The sequence below is a fragment of the Trinickia fusca genome (genome assembly GCF_003628145.1).
Classification (GTDB): Bacteria; Pseudomonadota; Gammaproteobacteria; order Burkholderiales; family Burkholderiaceae; genus Trinickia; species Trinickia fusca.
On record NZ_RBZV01000007.1, the window covers coordinates 136005 to 148084 of the forward strand.

The 12080-nt window shown below is 62.5% G+C and carries 8 protein-coding genes; 4 read left to right on the forward strand and 4 right to left on the reverse strand.

Going from position 1 to position 12080, the window contains the following annotated elements; all coding sequences use genetic code 11:
- The first annotated feature begins 39 nt into the window (after positions 1 to 39).
- Positions 40 to 1194 carry a NucA/NucB deoxyribonuclease domain-containing protein gene (locus D7S89_RS17385; RefSeq protein ID WP_245983004.1) on the forward strand — a complete coding sequence of 385 codons (1155 nt, stop codon included), beginning with the start codon at positions 40 to 42 and terminating at the stop codon, positions 1192 to 1194.
- 139 nt (positions 1195 to 1333) lie between these two features.
- Positions 1334 to 3310: an SMI1/KNR4 family protein gene (locus tag D7S89_RS17390; protein ID WP_245983023.1), complete on the forward strand. Its 1977-nt coding sequence runs from the start codon at positions 1334 to 1336 to the stop codon at positions 3308 to 3310.
- Positions 3311 to 3353: 43 nt separating this feature from the next.
- Here D7S89_RS17390 and D7S89_RS17395 read toward each other — a convergent pair whose 3' ends face one another.
- The 3 genes from D7S89_RS17395 to D7S89_RS17405 are packed head-to-tail and all read right to left on the reverse strand — an operon-like array spanning position 3354 to position 6461.
- Positions 3354 to 4301, reverse strand: a complete 948-nt coding sequence (locus D7S89_RS17395; RefSeq protein ID WP_121279226.1) for a GDP-mannose 4,6-dehydratase — start codon at positions 4299 to 4301, stop codon at positions 3354 to 3356.
- Between the two features lie 9 nt (positions 4302 to 4310).
- Positions 4311 to 5351, reverse strand: coding sequence for a GDP-mannose 4,6-dehydratase (gene gmd, locus D7S89_RS17400; RefSeq protein WP_121279228.1), 1041 nt, complete (start codon positions 5349 to 5351; stop codon positions 4311 to 4313).
- Positions 5352 to 5387: 36 nt separating this feature from the next.
- Positions 5388 to 6461 (reverse strand): acyltransferase family protein, encoded by a 1074-nt coding sequence (locus D7S89_RS17405; protein WP_121279230.1) that lies wholly within the window; start codon positions 6459 to 6461, stop codon positions 5388 to 5390.
- 356 nt (positions 6462 to 6817) lie between these two features.
- Between D7S89_RS17405 and D7S89_RS17410 the strand changes: the two genes are divergently transcribed.
- Positions 6818 to 8284 (forward strand): flippase, encoded by a 1467-nt coding sequence (locus D7S89_RS17410; RefSeq protein ID WP_121279232.1) that lies wholly within the window; start codon positions 6818 to 6820, stop codon positions 8282 to 8284.
- A complete protein-coding gene (locus tag D7S89_RS17415) occupies positions 8281 to 10737 on the forward strand; it encodes a glycosyltransferase family 4 protein (RefSeq protein ID WP_121279234.1) in 2457 nt (818 codons plus the stop codon). Before D7S89_RS17410 ends, D7S89_RS17415 begins: the two co-directional genes overlap by 4 nt.
- 63 nt (positions 10738 to 10800) lie before the next feature.
- Here the strand turns inward: D7S89_RS17415 and D7S89_RS17420 are convergent, their stop codons facing one another.
- A complete protein-coding gene (locus D7S89_RS17420) occupies positions 10801 to 12033 on the reverse strand; it encodes an acyltransferase family protein (RefSeq protein ID WP_121279236.1) in 1233 nt (410 codons plus the stop codon).
- Between the last annotated feature and the right edge of the window lie 47 nt (positions 12034 to 12080).

The window sequence follows — 12080 nt, forward strand, 5'->3', positions numbered from 1 at the left end:
CATTCCCATACAAACCTGACAGGTTCATTTCAACTGGATGTGCGTCTCAAAATTCCGGGCACCGGAAAGAACGCATTCCGATTAATTGACTTGTCAGGAGTGGGCATGAATGACCGAAAGCGGTTGGGTCGGCTGTTCACAGGCATCATTCTGTGTTCAGCCGCGATGTGCGCGCATGCAGATAGCGCCACGGACGTTTCACCTATCTGTACCACTGTCACTCACGAAAGGACGAGTGACGCACTGCTGAGTCGCGGTGCGTTCTGCCATAAGTCCGATTCGTTCGAGTACGTCGTGCGCGGCGACCAAAACAACGAAGTAGGTCGCTTGGGCATCGAAGCCTATGCGTACTCGGACAATCCGTCGAATCAGCTCGAGTGGCCGCTGAAGTTTCGATTCCGCGCACAAGCAATTTCCGGCAGTCCGGGTGGCGTGGCGATCAAACCGGTTGTCGAGTGTGGCTCGACATGCACGGTCGCGCCGAATGCCGGTATTCCGCTTGTCATAGGCGGATTGTCCGGCGAAGTTTTGGTGACGCTCACGCCCAACATGGGGACGGACAATCCGTTGTTGATCCGGCCTTCGATCGAGTATCTGGTTGTCAAAACGGGGGAGTCGTTCGAGGATGGTCCAAGCAAGGACAGGTACAGCGGCAAGGGCTACATCCCGGAGATTCGTTGCGACGTGGGACTCGCGAAGAGCGGCACGCAGGGGTGTGTCTACCCGAATGCACCCGCCGTGCTGCGCACGATCAAGGCCAGCAATCCGGACGTCGACGAATCCGCTATTCATATCCGGGAGGCGCAGGCGGCCGGTCGCCCTGGCAAGCTCGTGCTGAGAGGGGACGGCACTATTTTCCCGGACACGGACAAATCATCGTCACTGACGCGCACGCGCGATGCCGATTGGCGGCGCGAGAACCGCAGTAAATCGAAGAAGCAATGCGTCGCGAAGTACGGCTCGGTCACCGGGCAATGCACGTTCACAGGCGATCCCGACGAAACGCCGAGTGACTGCGATTGCGACGAGTATCCGTTCGCCGCGACGCAAGAGGGGGCGGACAAGAACGAGGTGCCGGTCAAGCGTATTGACGCGAGCGATAACCGGCGAGCCGGTGCGTTTTTGGGTAACTTCTACTTGAATCAGCGCGTGCTCGATGGTGATTCATTTTACGTCGACGTAGATTCACAATAAATCAAGACAGTCCAAAACTTCCCAAGATGCTGCGATTCGCGGGCCTTACCTTCGAATCGCAGCTTGTCGTATGAGAAATTCCATGAGCGAACACCCGAAGTTTCCCGCTTGGTTGGCTTACGCGTACGATCTGTGCAGCATGACAGTTCCGGGGGCGATGCAAAGCGAGGTAGTTCAGATCGAAGACGCGTTAATGCGCGTTACTGCAGCCGACGTGGTTGCCCTGCGAGATGTACCCTCGGTTCCGTTAGCCGCATGCGAAGGTTATGCGCTGCGCGCGTCGGACACGGCGAACGCGTCTCGCCGAGAGCCGGTCGAGTTGAGTGTCGACACCATGCAGCTCAAGTTGAGGTCGCGCGCAGGGAGCCCTGCCGCCCGCGCGATCGAGGCTCTGTGGGCCGCCGAGATACCCGCCTATACACCTCTCCCGGAAAACGCCGATGCACTGGCGCCGAAGCATGTGCATCGTCGTTCGTACAAGGAGTACTCGCCGTACCTGAGGTTGCATAGCCCGTTGCTGCCTGGTCATCACGTGATTGCACAGGGCAGCGAGTATCGGAAGGGAGAGATGCTGCTCGCAAAAGGCGAGCGGATCACAGCCCAGCGTCAAGCCGCGCTGATCGCAGCCGGCGTGTGCGAAGTCTCCGTAACGAAGCGTCCGCGCATCGGCGTTTTGATCGCCGGCTACGATCAGGTGCTGCCAGGCGACAGGCATGAGTCGTGGCGACGGCCGGACGTGAGTGGGCCATATATACGTGCCATGTTGCGGCGATGGGGATATGACGTACCGCCCGTCGAATATCTGATACCCGCCGACATGGCGCAACCGCCGCTGGACGTGCAGCGCGACGAGCGGGCGTTCAGGCGCGAACTCGCGGCGTTCGCGCAGCGCTACGACCTGATCGTCGGTGCAGGAATGCCGGTAGAGCAGCCGTTCCAGAATCTGGGCCTTAATGCCCAAGTGATGTATTCGAACGGTCGAGCGCTCGTCGAGATAAAGCAAACACCAGCCGGTCGCTTCAATTTCGGCCGAAGCGAAAATCGGTCGCTTCCCAAGCATACGGTGCTTCCGTTGACAAGGCCGGACGGTACACAGGGCGGGTCGCAAACGCTGACGAGCTACGATCAGGCGACGTTAATCAACTTGCCTGGCTATACGAGCGCGGTAGCGGTATTGATGCATACGATCGTGTCACGCGTGCTCGATCTTCTCGAACATGTCGCGTCGCCGGGGCCATACTGGGAGACCGGTAAGCTCGCGCACGACGTCGCGCACGACGTCGTGCGCGACGCCGCGCGTAATGGCATGCGATGGGGCAATCTCAGCTGGGGACCACACGGCGAACCACTCGTGCACCTACTGCCGTTTCAGGGCGACGAACAAATTCGTGGCGTCGCTCAGGCCGGGATACTCGCAGCGATTCCAGCGGGGGATGGGGCGCTGCCCGCCGGTAGCACAGTGCAGTTCCTGCGGCTCGATCGCGCCGGGTTTCAGTCACGACAGGTTGAGGCAATGCACGTTGCCGTCAGCACGGGACTGCACCCACAGCCAGAGCCGTTGCCGGAAGCGCCCAATTTCGACTCCGCCGCCGCAAGCACGAATCTTCGCGATACCTGGAAGCAGCTCGACGATTGGTTCGCTGCCGATCCCGCTCGATTGCCGGGCGGGCTGAACGGACCCGCGAACGCCGACGAGATCGCGACATTGCATGCGTTGCTCGACGTGACGTTGCCGAACGAGTTCGTCGAAAGCCTCGGGATTCACAACGGCCAGGCAAACCCGGGCGCCGTGTTTGCAGACGACGACACACTGCTGAATGCGCGGGAAATCGTCGCGCAATGGTCGATCTGGAGGAAGCTCGTTGCCGATGGCGATTTCGACGACACGACCTCCGAACCAGACCCCGGCGTCAAGGACGATTGGTACAACCTCAAATGGATTCCGTTCACGCACGACGGTAGCGGCAACCACTTGTGCCTGGATCTCGATCCCGCCGAAGGGGGCGTCGTCGGTCAGGTGATTCGGGTCTGGCATGACGACGTACAGCGTGAGCGCGTTGCATGGAGCTTCGCGCAGTGGCTCGCTCAGGTAGCAGCCGAGCGAGCCGTGAGGTGAACATCTCGTGAGAGTCGGGGGGCAGGCCTTAGTGATTGAACGACTAAGTGACGTGCTGAGCACGTTCCCCCACCACACTCCCATACATCCACTCGAGCGTTTCTTCAAGCGGCGTCGACGGCACGCGACCGATCGTCCGTCGCAGCTTCAAATTGGAGCCGACCAACCGATGCACCTCGTTCGCTCGCAGAAGTTTCGGATCGACCGAGACATCGATCTCATACCCGGCGATGCGTGAGAGCATCGCTAGCACGTCACTCAGCGAGTGCGACACCCCCGAGCAGATGTTGAACGTTTCACCGGCCGGCGAGGCCTCGAGCAGCTGCGCATAGACCGCCACGACATTGCGCACGTCGGAGAAATCGCGGCTCACGTGGAGGTTGCCGAGCGAGATCTGCGCTTCGCGTCGTGCGTAATGACCCACGATCTTCGGCAGTAGATAATCCTCGCGCTGGCCGACGCCCGTGTAGTTGAACGGACGCGCGATGCAGATCGGCAGCCGGTCCATCCACATCCGCGCCATCTGTTCCATCGCGAGCTTGCTGACCGCGTAGTCGTTGGCGGGCTGCGGCGCAACCTGCTCGTCGAGCACTTCGAACGGCACGTTGCCGTACACGTTCGCACTGCTTGCAAGCAGCACCGAGCGCGGACGCGCGTCGAGCCCTGCCAGCGACGCAAGTAGATTGCGCGTGCCGACGATATTGACGAGGTAGGTATTGGCCGGCTTGCCGTTTGCAACGTGTGCAGCTGCTGCCAGATGCACGACGACGTCGGGGCGCGCATCGTCGATGAACGACTTGAGACTCTCGGCGTCGAGCAGATCGACAGGCAGGGCAACTTGAGCCGAGGTCTCAGGCGTCGCCGTGTGCGGCGCAAACGTCCCCCAGACTTCATAGCCGAGCCCGCTAAGGTGCTCGGCCAGATGCTGTCCCGTGAAGCCGCCGAGACCGGTGACGAGTGCGCGCGGCGCGCGAGTGGGCGAGGTGTTCATCGTGCGTACTCAGGCTGAAAGACGCGCGAGGTCCGCTTCCACCATCATGCGGCAGAGCGCTTCGAGCGTCGTGTGCGGTTGCCAGCCGAGCTTGTCCTTTGCTTTGTCGGCGCAGCCGATCAGCAAGTCGACTTCAGCGGGCCGATAGAATTTCGGATTCACTTGAACGAGCACCTTGCCCGTCGCGACATCGATGCCGCGCTCGTGCTCGGCCTTGCCGCTCCATTCGAGCTGATACCCTGCCGCGGCGAAGGCCATGCGTACGAAGTCGCGCACGGTCTCGGTACGTTGAGTCGCGAGCACATAGGTATCGGGCTCGTCGACCTGCAACATGCGCCACATCCCCTCGACGTACTCGCGCGCATAGCCCCAATCGCGCTTGGCGTCGAGATTGCCAAGCTCCAGTATGTCGAGCTTCCCGAGCTTGATGCGCGCCACCGCGTCGGAGATCTTGCGCGTGACGAACTCGATGCCGCGCAGCGGCGATTCGTGATTGAACAGGATGCCGCAGCTGCCGAACAGGCCGTACGATTCGCGATAGTTGATCGTCGTCCAGTGCGCGAACAGCTTCGCCACGCCATACGGGCTGCGCGGGTAGAACGCCGTACTCTCGGTCTGCGGAATCGCCTGCACCTTACCGAACATCTCCGACGTCGAAGCCTGGTAATAGCGGATGTCCGGATCGATCACGCGGATCGCTTCAAGCAGATTCAACGCGCCGAGCCCCGTGACGCTCGCGGTCGTCGTCGGCTGCTCGAACGACACGCCGACGAAGCTCTGCGCGGCGAGGTTGTAGAGCTCGCTGGCCTGCGCGGCTTCGAGCAAACGCAGCGTTGAGCCGAGATCGGTCAGGTCGTGCTCGACGAGCGTGAGATTCGGATGGCGTTCGATGCCGAGCTCGGCCAGGCGCCAGAAGTTGACCGAGCTCGTGCGCCGGTACGTGCCGAAGACGGCATAGCCTTTATCGAGCAGCAATTGCACGAGGTAGGCACCGTCCTGGCCGGTGACACCCGTGACGATCGCTTTGCGTTCGGGGTTCGTGCGGTTCATGCGTGTTCCCTTCTTCCGTGTGTAATGAGTGGTTCGTCAATCGCGGGCCAGCGCGATCGATTGCCGCGGTCGAGGCGTACCGCCACGCGTCAGCCTTTTTTCGAGGGCGAACCAACTGATCGTCGCGAACGCGAGCGTGACCGCAAAGGCGATGAGCGCGCGGACATGGTGTCCGAACTGGAATTGCCAGATGAACGCGATGAAGGTGTCGTGCACGAGATAGAGCGTGTAGCTGATCGTGCCGAGGTAGACGAGCACCGGGTTCGAGAGCACGCGCGTGACGATGCCGCGGCGGCGCAGCGCGAGCATCACGACGGCCGTCGACATCACGAGCGTGAGGCTGTAGAGGCACGCGTTCGACAATGGGCGATTGGAATCGCGCAGGTTCGGAAAATGAAAATGCAGCCACAGTAGCGTGCCCAGGGATGCAGCGAGGCAGACCCAGGCCGCGAGGGCGCAGCGCTCGGGCAGGTCGGCATCGCGACGCATGAGCACGGCGATCAGCGCGCCCGCGCACAGCAAGTCCATGCGGAACGGTGTCAGAAAGTAGATCGGCCAGAATGAGTCGAACAGCGGCGTAGCGACGTAGCGCAGGATCGGGGCCAGCACGATGCCGGCTGCCGCCACGACGCCGAGCGCGCGTTCGGAGGCGAAGCAGACGATCAGCGGCCACACGAGGTAGAACTGCTCTTCCACGGCGAGCGACCACAGCACGCCGAAGCCGGGGTTGCCCGTTTCGCCGAGCGCCTGGCCGATGTTGGTCGCGAACAAGGCGTACCACCACCAATGATTGATCCAGCCGAGCCCGAACAACAGCGAAGACAGCACGAGCAGAATCACGTAAGGCGGCAGAATGCGGCGCGCCCGCCGCGCATAGAAATAGCCGAAATACGATTGCCGGCGATTTTTTCGATCGAGCAAAATGCCCGTGATCAGAAATCCGCTGAGCACAAAAAATAAATCGACGCCCATCCATAGCGATACGCCGAACGCGTGGTTCAGGAATACGGCCAGCACGGCGACGGCCCGCACGCCGTCCAGCTGGACGATGCGTTCATGGGCGCGCGGCCGCTGACCTCTTGCGGACGATGCTTCTATCGGTCGGTACATAGATCCTCGTTGTCTACGCGCCGACGCGACGGCCGACGATGCAAAAAAGACGGATCCATTCTAGGAAGAAGAAATCGCGCAAAAAGTCGCTGAAGCGAGACTAGCCACGCCGCATCGGAACGTGCACCGATTTGTGGCACGTGCCGAGCATTTTTTTGCAATTTTTTGCGGCTTTCAGCGCAATACTTTGCCCGTAGGCTTAGGGGTCGCGATTCGACTGATTGCGCGCGGCCGCCGTCGAGGTTGCCGCCTATGCGCGCCGATTCGAATACGGAAGCAAGCGCCAAAACGGACCGAAGCAGTAGCGTCACACGCACATTACCCGACCGGTCACGGGAATAACGACAAGGCACTCGATGGACAAAGGCATGCTCAGGAACGTCGCGATCAACTTCATCGGGTTGATCCTGCCGACGTTCGTCTCGCTGGTCACCGTGCCCTCCTACATCAAGCTGCTCGGCGTCGAGCGCTATGGGGTCGTGAGCCTCGTCTGGACGCTGATCGGCTACTTCGGTGTCCTCGATCTCGGCATGAGCATGGCCGCGCAGAACCACATCTCGAAGGCGCGCGCGCTAGGCGATGCGGAGGAAAGCGCGCAGGTGTTCTGGAGCGCGTTCTGGCTCAATCTCGCCACGGGCGTGGCCGGTGGGCTCGTCATTTATTTCGGCGCGTACTTCTATACGGCCTTCTTCACGAAGATGACCGTCGATTTGCAGCATGAGATCTTCCAGGCGCTGCCGTGGCTCGCAGCCGCGATTCCGATCGCCAACGTATCGTGGGTGTTTTCAGGCGCGATCAACGGAGCCGAACGCTTCGGTGTCTACAACGCGAACCAGACCTTCGGCACGTTCCTGTTTCAATTGCTGCCGCTGGGCGCGGCCTGGTTCATCGCGCCGACGCTGCCCAACGTGCTGGCCGCGGCCGTGCTCGCGCGCGGCATCGCGGCGCTGCTGCTGGCACGCGCGAGCATGCGCGTGCTCGGCATCGACCGCATACGCATGCCGCGGCGCCACGTCATGAAGGGGTTGTTTCGCTTCGGTGGCTGGATGCTGGTGGCGAGCATGACCGCGATGATCGGCGACACGCTCGATCGCGTGCTGCTGGGGGCCGGTCTAGGCGCGCGCTACGTCACGTACTACACGGTGCCGCAGAATCTCGTCACGCGCTTGAATATGCTGCCCAATGCGCTGTTTCGCACGTTGTTTCCTCGGCTGTCGGCGATCGAGCGCGATTCAGCCGATGTACTCGTGCGGCAAGCGCTCGAGTTTCTGAACGGCGTGTTCACGCCGATCGCCATCGTCGCCGCGTTCGCGCTCGGGCCGTTTCTGAAGGTATGGGTCGGACCTTCGCTGGCCGAGGCATCGACCGCCGTCGGGCGGGTGCTGATCGTGAGCGTGTGGCTCGTCGGGCAAGCCGGCGTAACGCGGCTTCTGATCCAGTCGCAGGTCGATCCGGCGCGCGCGGCGTGGATCGGCCTCATCGAGCTGCCGTTCTTCGCCGGCATGCTGATGCTCGGCATCTGGCACTTCGGGCTGATCGGCGCAGCCGTGGTCGTCGTGTCGCGTGCGCTGCTCGACTACGGTGTGCTCCTTTATCTCTCGGCGATTCGTGCGCGGCCGATCGTGCTCGACATGCTCGCGCACCTCGCGTTCCTCGTCGCTGCGTTGTACTTGGCGCGGGAGGTGACGAGCCTGACGGCGCTCGCTTCGCTTGCCGTCATGCTCGTGTGTGCCAACGTCGGCTGGTCGATGACGACCTCGCCTGCCCTGCGCGGCATCGGCCGTGCGCTGCTATTGCGTGTCAATGCCAGGAGAAGTGCATGAGCCCCGAAACCTTCGCCGCCGCCGACCCGGCGACGCTCGTTCACGCCATCGAAACGTGGCGGCCGGCGCCGCCTGGCAAGGTCGCACGCACCCCGCGTGTTGCGATCGTGCATGATTGGCTCGTCACCTACGCCGGCGCCGAACGGGTGCTCGAGCAGATCATCGATTGCTTTCCCGACGCGGACCTGTTCAGCGTCGTCGACTTCGTCGAGGACCGTACGTTCCTGCGCGGCAAGCGGGCGACGACCTCGTTCATTCAGAATTTGCCGTTTGCTCGCACACGCTATCGCACGTATCTGCCGCTGATGCCGCTGGCGATCGAGCAACTCGATCTGAGCGGCTACGATCTCGTGATTTCGAGCAGCCATGCGGTGGCCAAGGGCGTGCTGACCGGTCCCGATCAAGTGCACGTGAGCTACGTGCATTCGCCGATCCGCTACGCGTGGGACTTGCAGCATCAGTATCTCGCGCAGTCGAACCTCACGCATGGCCTGCGTTCGATCTTCGCACGGCTCGTGCTGCACTACATCCGCAACTGGGACATCCGCACTGCGAATTCGGTCGACCATTTCATCTCGAACTCGCAATTCATCGCGCGGCGTATCAAGAAGGTCTATCAGCGCGATGCGCAGGTCATCTCTCCGCCGGTCGACGTCGACGCGTTCTCGCTTCAAGAGCACAAGGACGATTTCTATCTGACCGCCTCGCGCATGGTGCCGTACAAGAAAGTCGAGCTCATCGTCGAGGCATTCTCGCGCATGCCCGAGAAGAAGCTAGTCGTGATCGGCGATGGGCCGCAGATGGACGTCGTGCGAGCCAAGGCCACGGGCAACGTGCAAGTCCTCGGCTATCAGCCGTTCGCCGTCCTGCATGAGCATATGCGCCGAGCCAAGGCGTTTGTCTTTGCCGCCGAGGAGGACTTCGGCATCGCGCCGCTCGAAGCTCAGGCCTGCGGCACCCCCGTGATCGCGTTCGGCAAGGGGGGCGCATTGGAGACCGTACGCGATTTGTCGCAGCCACGCCCGACCGGACTGTTTTTTCCCGAGCAGACGGCGTCGTCCATCGTCACGGCCGTGCATGAGTTCGAGCAGCAAGCGAGTCGTTTCTCGGCGCGCGATTGCCGTTCGAATGCGGAGCGATTCTCGAACGCACACTTTCGCGAGCGTTTCGTCGCCTATGTCGAACGCGTGTTGCCGGGGGCGTCGGCACACATCGTCAACGGTGCCGAGCAGGGCGGTCTCGAGGAAGACGAGGCCGGCACCGATGTGCCGCTTGCCGCGGCGGGGACGGGCTTGAAAGTGCTCGCACTCGACCAGAGCGGCGTGCTCGGCGGTGCCGAGCTGTCGCTGCTCGAGATCGCGCGCCACATGAAGGAATCGATCGATGTGCTGCTGTTCGACGACGGTCCGTTCCGCATCGCGCTCGAAGAGGCTGGTGTGAACGTCGACGTGCTCGACGCGCCGGCGCTGCACGGCATTTCGAAGCAATCGGGCCGGCCCAAGCTCCGTACGCTCAAGGGCGTCATGTCGCTCGTGCGCGAGACGGCCCGACGCGCGCGCCACGTCGACGTCATCTATGCGAACACGCAGCGCGCGATGGTGATTGGCGCGCTCGCAGGCGCTATTGCGCGGCGGCCCGTCGTCTGGCACTTGCGAGACATCGTCAGCGACGAACACTTCGGCCGTTTTCAGCGCAAGGCCATCAAATGGTGCGGCAAGCTCGGGCTCGATCGCGTGATCGCGAACTCGGGCGCCTCGGCGCGCGCGTTTGCCGATCTTGTGCGCTCGCCGCGCACGCCTGTCGAAGTCGTCTTCAACGGCATCTCCGAAGCGCCGTTCCGTCTGCTGGACCACATTTCGCCGGCCTCGTTGCGTGAACGCTTGAAACTGCCTGCCGAAGCGTTCGTGGTTGGCTCCTTCAGCCGGCTCGCGCATTGGAAGGGGCAGCATGTGCTGCTCGAAGCGGCGTTACGTGATCCGCAGCTGCACGTCGTGCTCGTGGGCGCGCCGCTCTTCGGCGAGCATGCCTACGAGGCTCGCCTGAGGATGTTCGCGCGTACGCACGGCATCGAGGGTCGCGTGCATTTCCTCGGCTTTCGCGACGACGTCGCGGCCTGCATGCGCGCGATGGATGCGATCGTGCATACCTCGATCGCACCGGAACCGTTCGGCCGCGTGATCGTCGAGGGCATGCTCGCCAAGCGGCCCGTCATTGCGGCACGCGCGGGCGGCGTGATCGAAATCCTCGACGACGGTGTCAACGGGTTGCTGTGCGAACCCGGCAACGTCAAGGCGCTGGCCGATGCGATCGGCCGCTTGAAACACGACACGATCTTGCGCGAGCGTCTGGTCGAGAATGGCTACGAGATTGCCCGGCGACGGTTTGGTACGAGCACATATGTGGACGGCGTCAAGCGCATCCTGGCGCAAGCGGCCGAGCGTGTGACGCGCTGAGAAGCGCACGCCTGGACGTGTCGATCGACCTCTATCGACACGTCGTGTGACCTACGCCGTGCATCACGCGGCCGCGCGTGTCACGGCCGGTCGGCGCGCCTTCATGCTGGCCGACCACCGCATCGCGGGTAGCTCGACACAACGATAGAACAGATAGGCCGCGACGACCGCCCCCGACATGAACGCGAGCGACGGCCAGATCGATACCTGCAACGTCGTGCGGAAAAACAAGGATTGCAGGCAGACGAAGAGCGGCAGGTGGATGAGGTACAGCGAGTAGCTGAACGCGCCGCAGCGCGCGAGCAGACGGGTTGCGGTGTGGTGGTGCGCGTGCGCTTCCCGTTCTTTCTGTTCGTACGGCAAGGCCGTGCGCAAATAGCACGTGAATCCGAGTGCCCACAGCTGGAACGCGGCGTACTGACCGTACTGGCTGCGAGCGAACGCGGCGCAGCCGAGGGCGATCAGCAGTGCGGCCGCGATGCGCCAGGTACGCATGCGTCGCGCATCGAGCTCGAACGACGCGGGATCGGCTCGCAGCTCCGCGATGTAGGCCCCGATCGTCCACGACAGCCAGTATGAGGTGAAGAACTGGATGTCATGGCGTTCGAGCACGAATGCGGAGACGACATTGATGACGGTGATGCCGGCGAGCACCGCGTGCATGCCGAAGCGCTTGCGTACGGCGAACAGCAGCGGATAGACAGCATAGAACTGCACTTCGAGCGAGAGGGTCCATAGTGCGCCGTTCGAGCCGTATGTATAGCCGGCGACGCCTTGCAACGAGAACAGGTTGACGAGAAACGCGTGCCAGCCGATCTCGCGAATCTTGTGGCTGACTGGAGGTAGGTGCAGGCTCACCGAGTCGAGCACGAGCGTGAGCAACAGCGCCCCGAACAGGACGGGGTAGATCCGCGCAAAGCGGCGTGCCCAGAACAGGCGCGCATCGAGCCGAAAGTTGGCATCGTGGGCGAGCCGCAGTGCGCCGTTGCGGTGAATGCAGTAGCCGCTGATGACGAAGAAAATCGGCACGCCGATAGAACCCCAGACGATCGGTAGCGTCAGATACCCGACGATGACGCTTGGATCGAACGACATGCCGACCACGTGGTGAAAGCGTTGCATGCCGACCCAGGCGACTTGTCGGCCATGGAAGTAGGCGACGAGCAACGCGGCGAAACCGCGCATCGCGTCGATGACGGTGTCCTTGCCGCCCGCTGTCGCCGTGGCCCCGCGTGCGTCGATCGAGGTGGCGGCATGCGGTGTGCTTGCCACGGGCAGCGCTGGCGAATCGCTCATGGGGAATCCTGATTCCGTGCGGAGTGAACGAGGTCGGCATCACGCGT